The sequence below is a fragment of the Streptomyces sp. SAS_270 genome, assembly GCF_052543295.1.
The window spans coordinates 73441-87644 of the sequence record NZ_JBMNDS010000012.1 but is presented as its reverse complement, the minus strand read 5'-3'; the positions used below and the strand labels follow the sequence as shown (position 1 = coordinate 87644).

Annotated in this window: 14 protein-coding genes; 7 read left to right on the top strand and 7 right to left on the bottom strand. The window is 71.8% G+C overall.

Annotation, left to right across the window (positions count from 1 at the left end; translation table 11 throughout):
• Positions 1-94: 94 nt before the first annotated feature.
• Complete coding sequence (locus ACN6LB_RS11255; protein WP_445025741.1) at positions 95-1699, bottom strand: protein kinase domain-containing protein; 1605 nt, start codon at positions 1697-1699, stop codon at positions 95-97.
• Positions 1700-1961: 262 nt separating this feature from the next.
• Here ACN6LB_RS11255 and ACN6LB_RS11250 point away from each other — a divergent pair, with 262 nt between their 5' ends.
• Positions 1962-2792: an aldo/keto reductase gene (locus ACN6LB_RS11250; RefSeq protein WP_445025689.1), complete on the top strand. Its 831-nt coding sequence runs from the start codon at positions 1962-1964 to the stop codon at positions 2790-2792.
• 163 nt (positions 2793-2955) lie between these two features.
• Here ACN6LB_RS11250 and ACN6LB_RS11245 read toward each other — a convergent pair whose 3' ends face one another.
• Entirely contained in the window at positions 2956-4401 is a 1446-nt protein-coding gene (locus ACN6LB_RS11245; protein ID WP_445025688.1) for an MFS transporter, read from the bottom strand.
• A 109-nt stretch (positions 4402-4510) separates the two neighbouring features.
• Between ACN6LB_RS11245 and ACN6LB_RS11240 the strand changes: the two genes are divergently transcribed.
• The 4 genes from ACN6LB_RS11240 to ACN6LB_RS11225 all read left to right on the top strand — a co-directional run bounded on the left by ACN6LB_RS11240 (position 4511) and on the right by ACN6LB_RS11225 (position 8666).
• A complete protein-coding gene (locus ACN6LB_RS11240; RefSeq protein ID WP_445025687.1) occupies positions 4511-5095 on the top strand; it encodes a helix-turn-helix domain-containing protein in 585 nt (194 codons plus the stop codon).
• A gap of 251 nt (positions 5096-5346) precedes the next feature.
• Entirely contained in the window at positions 5347-6717 is a 1371-nt protein-coding gene (locus tag ACN6LB_RS11235) for a phosphatidylinositol-specific phospholipase C domain-containing protein (RefSeq protein WP_445025686.1), read from the top strand.
• Between the two features lie 118 nt (positions 6718-6835).
• Positions 6836-7849, top strand: coding sequence for a hypothetical protein (locus tag ACN6LB_RS11230; RefSeq protein WP_445025685.1), 1014 nt, complete (start codon positions 6836-6838; stop codon positions 7847-7849).
• Between the two features lie 337 nt (positions 7850-8186).
• Positions 8187-8666 carry an ATP-binding protein gene (locus ACN6LB_RS11225; RefSeq protein WP_445025684.1) on the top strand — a complete coding sequence of 160 codons (480 nt, stop codon included), beginning with the start codon at positions 8187-8189 and terminating at the stop codon, positions 8664-8666.
• A gap of 142 nt (positions 8667-8808) precedes the next feature.
• Here ACN6LB_RS11225 and ACN6LB_RS11220 read toward each other — a convergent pair whose 3' ends face one another.
• On the bottom strand, positions 8809-9540 hold the full coding sequence (locus ACN6LB_RS11220) for a GAF and ANTAR domain-containing protein (RefSeq protein WP_445025683.1): 732 nt from the start codon (positions 9538-9540) through the stop codon (positions 8809-8811).
• A complete protein-coding gene (locus tag ACN6LB_RS11215) occupies positions 9540-10391 on the bottom strand; it encodes a GAF and ANTAR domain-containing protein (RefSeq protein WP_445025682.1) in 852 nt (283 codons plus the stop codon). Before ACN6LB_RS11215 ends, ACN6LB_RS11220 begins: the two co-directional genes overlap by 1 nt.
• Before the next feature lie 834 nt (positions 10392-11225).
• On the opposite strand from ACN6LB_RS11215, the gene ACN6LB_RS11210 reads away from it, so the two are divergent.
• Positions 11226-11636 (top strand): MarR family winged helix-turn-helix transcriptional regulator, encoded by a 411-nt coding sequence (locus ACN6LB_RS11210; RefSeq protein ID WP_445025681.1) that lies wholly within the window; start codon positions 11226-11228, stop codon positions 11634-11636.
• Positions 11633-12121 (top strand): hypothetical protein, encoded by a 489-nt coding sequence (locus ACN6LB_RS11205; protein WP_445025680.1) that lies wholly within the window; start codon positions 11633-11635, stop codon positions 12119-12121. The genes ACN6LB_RS11210 and ACN6LB_RS11205 overlap by 4 nt, the downstream gene beginning before the upstream one ends.
• On the opposite strand, the gene ACN6LB_RS11200 is transcribed toward ACN6LB_RS11205, so the two are convergent.
• The 3 genes from ACN6LB_RS11200 to ACN6LB_RS11190 form a co-directional block, all read right to left on the bottom strand.
• The gene (locus tag ACN6LB_RS11200) at positions 12114-12647 is read right to left on the bottom strand and encodes a potassium channel family protein (protein WP_445025679.1); all 534 of its coding nucleotides are present in this window, start codon (positions 12645-12647) and stop codon (positions 12114-12116) included. The genes ACN6LB_RS11205 and ACN6LB_RS11200 overlap by 8 nt on opposite strands.
• 158 nt (positions 12648-12805) lie before the next feature.
• Positions 12806-13474, bottom strand: coding sequence for an SDR family NAD(P)-dependent oxidoreductase (locus tag ACN6LB_RS11195; protein WP_445025678.1), 669 nt, complete (start codon positions 13472-13474; stop codon positions 12806-12808).
• A 134-nt stretch (positions 13475-13608) separates the two neighbouring features.
• Positions 13609-13992, bottom strand: coding sequence for an STAS domain-containing protein (locus ACN6LB_RS11190; protein WP_445025677.1), 384 nt, complete (start codon positions 13990-13992; stop codon positions 13609-13611).
• Positions 13993-14204: the final 212 nt, after the last annotated feature.

The window sequence follows — 14204 nt, the reverse complement described above, 5'->3', positions numbered from 1 at the left end:
GGACTAGACCGCCCCAAGTCCCCTACAGTTGCCCACCGTTACCGCTTCGTGGCCCTCGCCCGCGGTGCTCCGCTCATCCGGCGGAGACGGCACCTCACCCCGCGTTCGTCGTGGTGAACCCGTCCTTGGCCTTGTCGAAGACAGGACGGTAGGTGTCCCAGCGTGCGTCGGGCGCCGAGAGGTAGAGGTCGTACTCCCGGCCGCCCTCGCGTCCGAAGCCGAAGTCGATGGCACGGAACAGCCGGGCCCGTCCCTGGAAGGTGAACTCCCAGACGGCTGCGGGCAGTTCGCGGTACGAGGTCTTCTCCAGGCGCAGCTTGCGGTAGGTCGAATAGTTGACCTTGGTGTTCGCCTCGATGCTCTCGAAGTGCGTCACGGGGTTCGGCCCCGCGGGATCCACCATGCCGATGGTGAGCTCCGCCAGGCCGGACGGGTCGGTGTACTTGACCTGCTCGGACGTCTTCGTCCTGGCCTTCCACCCGTCCGGCACCGGGAAGGACACACCGAGGCCCTTGTCGCTGACGAGGTGGTAGCCCTGGGGCACGGGCGGAGGGGTGTACGTCGGCGTGGCCGAGGCGGAGGCCCCCGCGCCCCCGCCCCCGTCGCCGTGGAGCGCGTAGTAGAGGCCGCCCGCCACGGCCGCGGCCACGGCCGTCACGGCCACGACGGCGCGGAGTGGCCCGCGCCGCTTGCCGCCGCGGCGTCGGCGGCCGCCTCCGTCCCGTGTCCGGTCGGCGTCGGGTCCCTCGGGCGTGGTCGGCTCCGGTGCCACGCGGGTGGCCGCAACCCCACCATCTCCGAAGCCGTTCCCGTCCAGCGGGCCGTTCCCGTCCCCGAATCCCTGCCGGGCGCGGACCGTCGGCGCGGCCGCGGCCATCGGCCCGCCCTCCCGTACGACGCGCAGTGCCCGTTCCGTCTGCTCGGCGCTCGGCCGCTCGTCGGGTTCCTTGACGAGCAGCGCCTCGATGAGGGGCTCCAGCGCTCCGGCCTGCTTCATCGGCGGCAGCGGGTCGACGGCGATCGCGTACGCCGTCTCGACCGCCGTGACCTTGCGGAACGGGGGCCTGCCCTCCACCGCCTGATAGAGCGTCGCTCCCAGCGCCCACAGGTCGGAGGCCGGGCCCGGGGTGCGTCCGCGCATCCGCTCAGGCGCCATGTAGTCGATGGAACCGACCATCTCGCCGGTCTTGGTCAGCGTGGACGTTCCGGTGGTCAGGGCGATGCCGAAGTCGGTGAGGACGACGCGGCCGTCGGCGGCGAGCAGGACGTTGCCGGGCTTGACGTCCCGGTGCAGTACGTCGGCGGCGTGCGCGGCGCGCAGCGCGGCGACCATGCCCTCCCCGATGCGGGCGGCCTCCTCGGGCGGCAGGGTCCGGCCGCCCTTGAGCAGGTCCGCGAGCGTTGCGGAGGGGATGTACTCCATGACGATGCAGGGCAGTCCGTCGTCGTCCACGACGTCGTGGACCACGACCACGTGCGGATGCGCGATCCGGGCGGCGCTGCGCGCCTCGCGACGGGTGCGCTCGTACACGGTGGCGAGTTCGTCGTGGCTCAGATGCGGGTGCTCGTGCAGTCGCTTGAGCGCGACCTGCCGGTCCAGGACCTCGTCCTGGGCACGCCAGACCGTGCCCATGCCGCCCTGTCCGATCCGCTCCACCAGCCGGTACCGCCCGGCGACGAGCCGTCCCTCGTCCGACACAGCCCAGCCTCCGGCAACCTTGTTCACGTCCGATCGGTTCCGCCACAATAACCGCCGCAAATTTCCGGCATGCCGACGGCACCCGTGATTCCCGGTCTCTTACGGCGTCACGGACAGCCCCGGCCCGGCGCGGCGCACGCCCGCCGCCGTCGACGCAGGCTCGTCGCAGACACCGTCCACTTCGTTCGCGCCGTCCGCCCGGCTCCGTGCGGCGAGTCCGCCCATACTGGCTGTACCGCACAGTCAATGGGAAGGGCCGATCGTGATCAGCATCCGGGCGCACACGCTCAACGACAGTACGAGGATTCCCGCCCTCGGGCTGGGCACCTGGCCGATGGACGACGCACAGGCGGAGCAGGCGGTGGGCGACGCCCTGGCCATGGGCTATCGCCTCGTCGACACGGCGACGAACTACCGCAACGAGACCGGGGTCGGCCATGGTGTCGCCCGCAGCGACGTCCCTCGCGAGGACGTGGTGGTCACGACGAAGCTGCCGGGCCGCCATCACGGCTACGAGGAGACGCTCGCCTCGTTCGAGGAGTCGCGCAGGCGTCTCGGGCTGGAGTACGTGGACCTGTACCTGATCCACTGGCCGCTCCCCCGCGTCGGCAAGTACGTCGACTCCTGGAAGGCGATGATCAAGCTCCGCGAGGACGGGCTGGTCCGCTCGATCGGCGTCTCCAACTTCACGCCCGAGCACCTCGAACGACTGGAAAAGGAGACCGGCGTCCTGCCGTCCGTCAACCAGGTCGAGCTGCACCCCTTCCTCCCGCAGGACGAACTGCGCTCCTTCCACGCCGAGAAGGGCATCCTCACCGAGGGCTGGAGCCCCCTGGGCCGCGGCACCCGGCTGCTGGACGACCCCGCCGTCGCCGCGGTCGCCGAGGCCCACGGAGTGACGCCCGGCCAGGCAGTGCTGCGCTGGCACACCCAGCTCGGCGCGGTCCCGATCCCCAAGTCCGGCGATCCCGGGCGCCAACGCGAGAACCTGGACGTGTTCGGCTTCGAGCTCTCCCTCGCCGAGATGGGGGCCATCGCCGACCGTCCGGAGAAGCGTATGGGCGGGGATCCGGAGGTGCATGAGGAGTTCTGACGGGCCGCACCACCGATTCGGCAGACGGTCGTACGGCCACGGCAGGCACGGCCGTGGCGTACGGGCTGACGGGCCGGTACCCGGTCGGGCAGTGCGCCTGAGCAGGAACGGCTTCCGCGCACACCCGGCCGGGCACCTCGCGGGTGCGGTGGCCCCGTGCGGCTCACTTCACCTGCGGGGATGCCGTGTCGGCGGTGTCCTTCCGCGGGCGCGACGCGTGGGCCACGAGGAACAGGAAGAGTCCGCAGGCCGCGACCAGGACCCAGCCCGGGCGGGACGCATGGGCGAGCCTCGCCGGCCCGACCCCCGTGACCAGCCCGCCGGCGACGGCGATACCGAGCGCGGAGCCGAACTGGCGCGCGGTGGACGTGATCGCTCCCGCCACACCGGCCCGGGCCGGAGGCAGCCCGCTCACCGCGGTGTTGGTGATCGGCGCGTTGGCGAAGCCGAACCCGATGCCGATGAGCAAGTAGGCCGGCAGGAGCAGCCGTACGTTCGTGTGCTGATCGAGCCCGACCAGGCAGAGCCCGCCCGCCGTGATGAATCCGCCCGCCAGGACAAGCGGCAGCCGCGGGCCGACACGACCGACCAGCCGGCCGGACACGGGGGCGCAGACCGTCGCTCCGACGGCCATGGGCAGGGTCGCCACCCCGGCGGCCAGTGGTGTCCAGCCCCGCGTGTGCTGGAGGTAGAGGGTGTTGAGCAGCAGGGTCGCGTTCAGGGCGACGAACACCGCCACGGCGCCCAGCACCGCGCTGCTGAAGGCCGGACGCCGGAAGAGCCGCGGGTCCATCAGCGGCTCGGGCCGACGGGACTCCGCCCACACGAACCCGACCGCCGCCAGGGCAGCGATCGCGTACGCGGCCAGCGCCGTGGCCGATGTCCAGCCGATGTGCGGCCCCTCGATGAGAACACCGACCGAGACCCCGATGACCACGGCCAGCAGGGCCTGTCCCGGCAGGTCGAGCCGGCGGGCCCGCGGCGCCCGGGACTCGGGCACGAAGACCGTGCTGAGCACCAGCGCGGCGACGATGACCGGCGCATTGATCCAGAACACCGACCGCCACCCGAGCCCCTCGATGAGAGCGCCGCCCGTGACGGGGCCGACAGCCATGCTGAGCCCGAAGACCGACGCCCAGACACCGATCGCCTGCGCTCGCTCCTTGGGGTCGGGCATCGCGTTCACCACGATCGCGAGCGCCACGGGACTGAGCATCGAGGCGCCGACCCCCTGAACGGCACGGGCCGCGATGAGCACACCCACCGAAGGGGCGACCGCACAGAGCAGCGAGGCCGCGCCGAACACGACCAGTCCGGACTGGAAGACCCGTCGGCGTCCGAACCGGTCGGCGAGCGCACCGGAGGAGACCAGGAGGCCGGCCAGGACGAGGGTGTAGGCGTCCACGGTCCATTCGAGACCACGGGTCCCGACGTCCAGGCCTCGCCCGATGGCGGGCAGGCCCACGTTGACGATGGTGGTGTCCAGGCCCACCAGGAACATGCTCAGGCAGCAGACGGCCAGCACCGTCCAGCGCCTGCGCGCACTCAGAACGGGCTGAGCGAGTTCAACGGGCTTTACGGGCTGAACTGGCTGAATCGTCGCGGTCATGGCCCACCTCTCACATCCGGGAGCATCTGCCCGGCCATGCTCCGGCCGGACCGCGGCAGCGACCCATCGAATTTGCGAAGACCGCAAAACGAGCCCGCACAATGGCTCCATGGACGAGGAGCTGGAACAGATACTCGACGGCATCGGACCCCGGCTGCGCACCCTGCGCCGGGACCGGCGGCTCACGCTGGAGTCGCTCGCGGTGACGACCGGGATCTCGGTGAGCACGCTGTCCCGTCTGGAGTCGGGCAAACGGCGCCCGACCCTGGATCTGCTCATCCCGCTCGCGCATGCGCACCGCGTCGCGCTCGACCAACTGGTCGCCGCACCGGCCAGCGGTGACCCCCGGGTTCACCTCAAGCCCCTGCGCAAGAGCAACGGCAGCGTCCTCGTGCCCCTGACCCAGTACCCGGGCCGGGTGCAGGTGTTCAAGCAGGTGCTTTCTCCCCGCGAGCCGAAACTTGTCACCCACGACGGCTACGAGTGGCTCTACGTTCTGGCGGGCGAACTGCGCCTGATCCTCGGAGAACGCGACTGCACCCTGCGTCCCGGCGAAGTGGCCGAGTTCGACACCAGGGAACCGCACTGGTTCGGCCCGGCGGACCTCAACGCCGTAGAGATCCTGCATCTGTTCGGACCGCGCGGCGACCAAGTAGTCGTCCGCGCAAGCCCCTCCACGAACGATCCCGCCTGATGCCGTGGGACCTGTTTCAGCCAGGGTCACCGGGCGTCTTGACCGTGCGATTGGTGTAGTCCACTCTTGCCGCTGCACGGGGGTCGGAGACTGCCGTCCGGAGGCTGATGATGAGCGTTCCCAAGCGTGCCCGGTTGCCGCGAAGGGCCCCGTGGCGGCTGCCGCGAAGACCTCTCGGGCGGGCGCGAGGAGCCGTCGCCTGCGCGGCGGCCACTGTGGTCGTCGCACTACTCGGCCCCGGCGGTACGGCCATGGCGCAGCCCTCGACGTCCACGGACGCGTTCAACAGCCTGACCTCGCAGAGCCACCCCGACTGGATGGGCGGAGCGTCCGACGCCCTCGGCCTGGGGAACATGTCGCTGCCGGGCACACACGACACGCTGGCCATCCACGGCGGTTCCCTGTTCCCGTCCGCGTACGAGGCCCAGGAGAACCACGGCGACAGCGCGGCAACCCTCACGGCCCAACTGAACGCCGGAATCAGGGCGATCGACATCCGCGTACGCGTCGTCAACGGCGGGACCGCGTTCGCCATTCACCACAGCGACGTGTACCAGAACGCCAACTTCGACGACGTACTCGCCAGGACCCGGGACTTCCTCGCCGCACACCCCACAGAGACCGTCCTGATGAACCTGCACGGGGAGTGCGACGCGGACACCACCGAGGGCGGCAGCGGCAGCGGTTCGATCGGCCACTGCGCCGACGACCCGTCGAACACGACGACCGAGGACCGAACCCGCATTTTCAACGGATACGCGTCCCGCTACCCGGGCCTGTTCTACGCGCCCACCGTGACCGGCAACTCCACCGCGGCGACACCCACGCTCGGGCAGACCCGCGGCCGCATCGTGCTGACCCAGTTCACCGGACCCCGCGGGCAGGTCTACGGCGGCTACGGGCTGACGCAGCTGACCAGCGGCGACTGGGGCCAGTACGTGGAGAACGACTGGACCCAGTGCGGCCTGGACACCAAGTGGAACGAGGCCCGGGCCAACCTCGCCAAGGCGGCCGGCGACTCCTCGGGCGCCCTGTACATCACCTACACCTCCGCCAACTGCGCCCCGTTCGGGGCCACTCCGGCCGACGTCGCCGGTGGCTACGGCGGCGGCTCCGGCCTGGACCAGCGGACGCTGGACTACCTGAGCGGCGGCGGTTCGGGCCGTACGGGCATCCTGATGACCGACTTCCCCGGGCACGCGCTCATCGCCGCGATCATCCGCCGTCAGCCGGGCGGCCTGAGCGGCTCCGTCTCCTCGGGCCTCACCGGCAAGTGCCTGGACGCGTACGGCGGTTCGGACTTCAGCGGCACCAAGGCCGACCTGTGGACGTGCAACGGCAGCGCCGCCCAGCACTGGACCGCGGCTGCGGACGGGAGCGTACGCATCGGCGGCGCATGCCTCGACGTGACGGGAGGAAGCAGCGCCGACGGAGCCCTGGTCCAGCTGTGGACCTGCACGGGTGGCGCCAACCAGCGCTGGACCCAGGGCGCGGGCGGGCGGCTGATCTCGGACCAGTCCGGCAAGTGCCTGGACGTACCGGGTTCGTCCACGGCCGACGGAGCGCAGCTGGAGATATGGACGTGCCACGGCGGCGCCAACCAGCAGTGGTTCCTGCACTGAACCTCACCCCCGACGCCACGAGCGTGGCGGACCGCGAAACGCGTACGGATCACGATCGATACGATATGGACACGATCGATGCGATTGTCTGTACGAGCGTGGCAGGGGGAGAAGCGACTTGCTCCGAACGGCGGAGGGACGTCGTGGCCAGGACGGGGACGACGTTGCCTCGGGCGAAGGGCGGGACGGCGAGGGACCGCCACCGGCCTCGGATCCCGGGAGCGACGACAGCAGCGGCCCCGTCGGCAACAGCACCGGTGACGACAGCCCGCACAGAACCGGCGGCGACGTGCCGGGCAGGGCGGGCGCCGCGCTGCGCCGGTTCCTCCGGTTCGTGGGGCGCACGCTCTACGGGGAGTTCCAGGGCATGGTCGTCGATCCGGTGCGGCAGCTGCTGCGCCGCGGGCCGTCCGCGCTGTCGCTGGCGCTCGTGGCCGTCTTAGGGGTCATCTTCTTCCACGCGATCGCCCAGCGGCAGGCCGGCGCGGAGGTGGTGCGACTGATCGGTGGCGTACAGGGCGACCTGTCCCTTCCGCTGGCGCTGCTGCGTACGCCCGTGTCGCTGTACGTGCCCGCCCTCGACCTGCCGGTGTGGGCGGGCATCACCCAGCTCTTCCTCGCCTTCGCGCTCGCCGAACTCACCCTTGGCCGGGCCCGCACGCTGGCCGTCGCCTACGCCACCACTCTCATGGGCACCCTCACGGTCCGGGTGATGCTCGCTCTCGGGCCTGGCTGGTGGGGGCTGGGGCTGCCGCCCGAGGCGGGCCAGGTGCTCGACACCGGGCCGTCCGCCGCGGTGGTGGGCCTGTTCACCTACCTCTCGGTCGTCCGGCGCGCGCCCGTCGTCTTCACCCTCACCGGCGGTTCGATGGTGTGGGAATCGATCACCCACCCGAACCTGGCGGGGCGCGAACACCTCATCGCCGTCGGCGGCGCGATCCTCCTCGGCCTTCTGCACGGACGCGGCCAACCCTGGCGGGACGCACTGACGGCCCGGCTGCGGTCCTGGACATCGCGCGGCAAAGAGCCCGAGGACACACTCTCCGCGGCAGACGAGTCGCACCCGTCGGCTCCGGAGCCTGTTCCCGCCTCCCCGCCCGGGATCCCGCACAGCGGTCGATGCCACGGCTGACGGTTTGGCGACCGGCGAAGTTCGGCCGTTTTTCGCACGCACGTGCGTGTGCCCGGCGCATTATCCGAACGTATCCGCGACAAGACGGACGGGGTCGGTCCATCCGTTGTCCCGTCCGTGACAGCCCCGTTGAACTGTGGCGCGGGCCGGCGCGCCCCGCGGGCGGGCGCTCTCCCCCGTACACGTCATCACAGGCGGAATCCGGTAGGAGGCCCGGATTCCGCCTGCCCGGCGGTGTCGCGTTCCTGCCGGGGCCGCCCGACGCGGACTGTCGCCGGGCGGCTGCCATGCGCTGCACTTTGTGCGGAAACCGTGTGCGCGGCAAGGGGGATGTGCGGTGAGACGCGACGCGTTCCGGGTGCCCAGGCATCCGTCCTCGGTGGGCCTGGCCCGGCTGCGTGTGTGCCGGCATCTCGCCGTGTGCGGCCACGAGACCGGCAGCGAGGCGGCGGACGCGGCGCTCCTGGTCGTCTCCGAGCTGGTGACGAACGCCGTACGGCACGGCCCCGTGCTGGAACGGGAGGTGGAGATCGCCGTCACGGCGCTGCACGACGGATCCTGCCTGGTGGAGGTCCGCGACGAGAGCACGACCGTGCCTCACGTTCGCCCCGCGAACGACGGGCAGGGCGAGCAGGAGGAGAGCGGCCGCGGGCTGTCTCTGGTCGGGGCGCTGGCCGAGGCCTGGGGTGTGGCACGGCACCGCGACGGCCGGGGCAAGACCGTCTGGGCCCTGCTCCCCTCCCCCGCCCCACCACGCGCGACGCACTCCGAGGTGTGCGCACTGAGCCACGCCGACATCGGCACAGCCGTGCGCTGAGGCTCCGGAAGCGCCGACGCCGCCCGGCGTGCGGAACGCATCTCTTACGACAGCCAGGGCGTGGCGGTCGAGCACGGTCCCCCCGCCGTCCCGCCCCCGCGCCCTGGCGCCCCACCCCGAGCCCGCCGGGGGCGGCGTCCGATCAGCGACTGGCGCCGAGTACCTCTTCCAGCCGCAGCGTGCGCTGGACCAGGGCTCGGGCGGTGTCGATGAGACGGCAGTTGTTCCCGGCGGCGTAGACGTGCAGGGCGGACAGCGCCTCGGAGGGGCCGAGGCCGCCGTGCTCGGCGATCATGCCGGTGGCCATGTCGACCATGGACTTGACCGCGACGGCGACCTGCAACCGCGTGTGGATGTCACTCGGCCTGGTCCGCTCCACGCTCCAGTGGATCAGCGCGAGGGCGGCCACGTCGGCCAGCGCCTGCGCCAGCACCAGATCGGCCTGGGGCAGCCCGCCCGGAATATCGAGCAGCAGGTTGACCGCGCCGATCGTCTGGTGGTTGACGCGCAGGGGCAGCGCGTGCGCCGAGCGGAAGCCGGACCTGCGCGCGAGCGGCGCCCACTCCGGCCAGCGGTCGGTGTGCGCGTCGAGGTCCTGTGAGTCGACCGGCACGCCCTTGCGGTAGCACTCCAGGCACGGTCCTTCTCCGGCCTGCAGTTCCAGGAGTTCGAGGAAGCCGGTCCGCTCGTCGGTGACCGCCATGGTGCGCAGGTCACCACGGCTGGTGGCCATCATGATCCCGACCCCGTCGGCCCCGATGATCTCCACGCAGTGGCGGGCCAGCCGGTCCAGCAGTATGACCGGGTCGACGTCGTCGGCGAGGGTGTCGGACAGCCCGACGAATGCCGCGGCGAGCCGTTGTTCGCGGTTCATCACCGTTCACCGTCCAGTCCCTCTCGACCGCCGCGGTGCGGGTAGTCGTCCCGACTGCGCCTCCCCTGCGTCTCCGGCCAGAAACGCAGCTTGCGTGCGACGACGTCGTGGGCCACCTGGCTCACCGAACGCCCCTGTGCGAAGGCGCGCGCCCGCATGCGGTCCAAGGCCTGTTGCGGATCCGCGTCGAGTTGCACCATCACCATGCCGACCGCCTGGTGCACCTCGGTGTGGTCCGCCTGCGAGGCCTCTACCCATGACGCCACTCCGTCTCCGGCCACCTGTTCGACCACGTCGTGCTCCGTCTGTAGATTCAGCACGGCGAAAGTGACCGCGTCCCGCACCAGCAGGGCGATCCGCAGGGCGCGGTCCGACAGGGATCCGGTGGTGTCCCGGTACAGATCGAGGGTGCCGATCGCCATTCCGCCGATGCCCAGCGGCAGCGAGAAGACCGCCCGCGCCCCCATCCCGACGGCCTGCTGGGCGAAGAGCGGCCAACGGCGCGCGTCCCTGCCCGTGAGGTCGGGAGCCAGTACGGGCACGCCCAGGTCCAGCGCGCTCTGGCACGGCCCGTCCCCCAGGGTGTACTGCGCCTCGGCCAGCTGCCCCGACGTGTCGTCGCTTGCGCACCAGGTCGCCCGCATGACCCCGCCTCCGGAGAGGGAGACGGACGCGCCGGTCACCGGCACCAGTCCCACGCAGGCGCGGCACAGCGCCTCGGGCACCAGCCGGGCATCGACATCAGCGGAGGCGGCCGACAGCGCGCCGGTGATGCGCCGGTGATCCTGCTCCTCGGTCGGTTCGCCGCCGTCAATCTGATCGTCGCGGTGGTCGCTATGCTCGGGCCGCATCCCTATCACCCCTGCCCGGTCGCGTGCGGTCCGCGCACATGATCCATCACTATCGGCCATGAGTCAGCCCCAGGGAGCGTTGTGTGCGGAAGCCGTCGGCGAGCCGGTCACCGACGGCTGCGGCCTGGCCTTCCGGCCTGCGCGTCCACAAGGGGTCTACGTGCCGAGTGCCCACGTCTCCGTCAGGCCACCGCCCCAGGGGGCATCTTTCTTGACCATGCCACCGCCCGCGGGCGCCGATGTCGCGCCACGCCTACGTCGAGGCTTCGCAGGCGCAGTTGGCGGGAGGGCGCAGGTGACGTCATCCTGCGCCGGGGAATCGCTGCCGCCGACGCCCGTGGGCCGTACGGCAGCAGCGATTCAGGATGTTCACACCCGTGCGGCGCCGATCCGCTCCCTGGCGATGCTGCGCGGCCATCGCCGATCCTCCGTCACGGAAGCACGGGATTCCCCGTTGTGAGCCGGGGTCAGTACGGCAGCAGGCGTCCCGACGGGGTCCGCCGGTCGATCGTCGTGTCGCGCGGGGTGGTGGGCCTGCGGGTGGGGCGGATGCGGATCTGTCGGTTCATGACTGCCTCCTCATGCCTGACACGACCAGGTTCCGCGCTCACGCGGCCCGGCACATCGTGCCCGCGGAGGCTTCTGCCCTGCCCCCCGAGCAGCAGTCACCAGGAACGACGTACTCCCGGGGGAGGACGCTGACCCCTTACACACAGTCCTGGCCCTGCCTCGGCCATGCTGTTTCAGCGCTGCCCTCACGACGTACCCACCGCCGTGCGCATGGCAAACGGGAAGGGCCCCCCTATACCTGCGGCAATTTCCTGGGGCCCTGTCATGCACCACCCCTTGCCCTCGCTCTCCAGCGGGCCACCCACGCCACCCTGCAGGCCCTCTCCGCGGAACTCGCGGATCTGGACCTCACCGCGTCCGAGATCAACGCTGGCCAATCTGGCCGACGGCCACGGGCGCACCGTCTCCGAGCTGGGCGCCGCCGTCGGCACCCGTCCCACCACCCTGACCAGCGTCCTGGACCGGCTGGAGCGGCGCGGCCACATCTCCCGGGGCGCCCGCTCTGGAGACCGTCGCGCCGTACTCGTCGAACTCACGCCCTCCGGACGCCGGACCGCCGCCAGGATCCGGCAGGCGTTCACCGACCTGGAGCACCACGCGCTCGCGGCCCTGCCCGCCGAGACGGTCACCGCCCTGCGCACCGCTTTGCAAGCCCTGACGGAGGTGTCCTCGTGACGCCGCAGCCACCCCGACCACCCGACGACGACGCCTCCGCCTTCGAGGAGCTGATGGCCGAAGTCATGGCAGCCGCCGACCGGTTCGGACACCGCGAGCACATCCACCTGACCTGGCCGGCCGTGCGGCGCTGCGGTGTACCCGCCGCGATCAGCCTGGTCGGTGAGGGCATCCGCCGCACCGCCCGGTACGCGGGCGCACCGCAGAAATACCACGCGACCGTCAGCCGGGCCTGGGTGGAACTCGTCGGCCATCATGCGACCGCGCGCCCCGCGGACACACCGGGCGGCGGTGACGGCGTCGGGGACAACGGGGGTGACGGCGGGGGTGGCGACTTCACCGCCTTCGCCGAGCATCACCGCGCGCTGCTCGACAAGCGGCTGCTCACCCGCTTCCACCGCCCGTCGACGCCGGCCGCCGCGCAGGCGAGGACCGGATGGGTGGAGCCCGACCTCGCACCGTTCCCCTGGAAGCGCCTCACCTGACGTAGGGGTCGGTCGGCGGTGGGGAAGGCGGTCCGGGGCCGTCGCGACGGGCGAGTTCGCGCTCCAGCCGGTCGAAGCGCTCGTGCAGGGCCCGTGCGGTCTCGTCGCCCATGCGGTGCGCGGCGCGGCCCGCGGCCTCCGCGACCTCCGCGACCTCCGCGAGGTGTCCTCGGCGCTTCCCCTCCCGGCCGACGAACCAGGTCGCGAGGGCCGCCGTCACCATCCCGTACGTGGTGATGCCCACGCCCATCACCACGGCGGCGACGATCCGGCCCCACAGGGTGACCGGGTAGAAGTCCCCGTACCCGACCGTCGTCGCGGTCTCCACCGACCACCACAGAGCTCTCGGGTACGACGTGAGCGTGGCGCCCCGCGCACCTTCCTCGGCGGCGACCACCGCCCGGGAGCCGACGAGCAGTGTCACGGCGAGTACGGCGGTCGCGCCGCCCGCCGCCTTGAGGTGCAGCGAGCGCCCCTCGCGTCCGAGGAACAGTTCGATCGCTCTGCCGAGGAATCCGGGCAGCATGTCAGCGGCCTCCGCCGGTCCGGGTGGGGCGCCGTGCGTCGCTGCGCCCGCGCCATGGAGCCAGTCTGCGGGCGGTGATCCACGCGGGCATCCCGGGCGGGGCCGGCGCGCGAGCCGTAGCGGCCGGCGCGCCGAGGCCCCCGCCCGGTCGCGCGCCGTCAGGCGGCGTCGAGATCGTCCGCGAAGTGCCGGAAGCCGTGCCGGTCGCGGTGAATGGTCCACAGGAGGTCCGCCAGCACGGCCGGGTCCTTCCTCGGGTGTCCGGGAACGATCGCTCCCGGGACGATGAGCTGCCCGACGTGGATGCCGTCGTCGGCGAGCGTCTCGTGCAGGAGATGGCCGTACGCGCTCTCGGCGGCGAAGGCGATCGAGGTGCCGGCGCGCTCGGGGTGCGGAACCGCGGCGGTGCCGCCGTTGACGAAGAGGACGGTGCCGCGACCCAGCCGCCGCATGCCGGGCAACACCTGTCCTACGGCGGCCACGGGCCCGTACACGGAGAAGGCGATCGGCCCTGCCAGGTCGGCCGGGCCGGTCTCCAGGACCGGCCGCATGAAGTCCTTGTGCGGAACCGGACTGTACTGCAGGACCTCGATCGGGCCCAGCGCCCTGCCCGCGGCTTCCAGCGCTGCCGCGAGAGCGTCCGGATCATGTACGTCGGCGGCGAAACCGGCCGCGGTCACACCGTCCCGGGTGAGACCGGCGGCGAGCGCGTCGAGGTGCTGCTGACTACGGGAGATCAGGGCGACGTCGTGTCCCGCGCGGCCGAACCGCCGGGCGACGGCCGCTCCGAGGCCGGGGCCGGCTCCGACGATGGCAAGGGTGGTCATGTGTCCTCCTTGGGTGCGCCCTTCATGGGATCACGCGCGCGGCGCGGCGCCCCTGCGACGCGGCTGTCTCCCCTGCCGTCGGCCGCGTCTTCCCCTGCGATCCGGCCCCGCAAGTGCGGACGGGGTCGGGCGGATCATGCCGGCACGTCCGTGTCGTCCGGCGTGTCGTCCGCCGCGAAGGGGACGGGCAGTTCACCGAGCACGGTGAAGACGCCGTCCACACCGGTGATGCGCAGGACCCGCAGGATCTGCGGACTGTCGAGGACGAGCCGTACCCGGCCCTTCCGCCGCGGCGACCGCTCGCTGATCCGCAGGAGCAGCCGCAGCCCGCCCGCGTCCAGGAAGGTCACCGACCGCAGATCGACCAGAACGGCACGCCGGCGACGGCGGAGAAGGGCTGCCACGCGCGGAGCGAGTTCCAGATCCGCCCAGGCGTCCAACTCCCCGTGGAATTCAAGGAGCAAGGTGTCCGCCACCATATGGTGACGCAGTGCGAAGGTGAAGTGACGGGTGTCCATGGGCCCACCCCCAGGTGTGCTCCTCCCGCGCGGAGCGACGGCACGTCAGATGGCGCGACTGATGGATGCGGCGCCAGACGCCACCAGGGTCCGGGGTGGCACCACAGTGGTAACCCCATCGTGCCCGTAACGGACCTGTTCGTACCCTCTGTCGGGCCGTTTTCGGCAGGCGATTCCCGGGCGTACGAGTCCCGGGACGCCGTCACTCCAGG

Bases quoted from the DNA above. Each gene is read 5' to 3' on its own strand.
- ACN6LB_RS11245 (WP_445025688.1), bottom strand. From the start codon at position 4,401: ATGACCGCGACGATTCAGCCAGTTCAGCCCGTAAAGCCCGTTGAACTC.
- ACN6LB_RS11240 (WP_445025687.1), top strand. From the start codon at position 4,511: ATGGACGAGGAGCTGGAACAGATACTCGACGGCATCGGACCCCGGCTG.
- ACN6LB_RS11235 (WP_445025686.1), top strand. From the start codon at position 5,347: ATGGCGCAGCCCTCGACGTCCACGGACGCGTTCAACAGCCTGACCTCG.
- ACN6LB_RS11220 (WP_445025683.1), bottom strand. From the start codon at position 9,540: ATGAACCGCGAACAACGGCTCGCCGCGGCATTCGTCGGGCTGTCCGAC.
- ACN6LB_RS11215 (WP_445025682.1), bottom strand. From the start codon at position 10,391: ATGCGGCCCGAGCATAGCGACCACCGCGACGATCAGATTGACGGCGGC.
- ACN6LB_RS11210 (WP_445025681.1), top strand. From the start codon at position 11,226: ATGCACCACCCCTTGCCCTCGCTCTCCAGCGGGCCACCCACGCCACCC.
- ACN6LB_RS11200 (WP_445025679.1), bottom strand. From the start codon at position 12,647: ATGCTGCCCGGATTCCTCGGCAGAGCGATCGAACTGTTCCTCGGACGC.
- ACN6LB_RS11195 (WP_445025678.1), bottom strand. From the start codon at position 13,474: ATGACCACCCTTGCCATCGTCGGAGCCGGCCCCGGCCTCGGAGCGGCC.
- ACN6LB_RS11190 (WP_445025677.1), bottom strand. From the start codon at position 13,992: ATGGACACCCGTCACTTCACCTTCGCACTGCGTCACCATATGGTGGCG.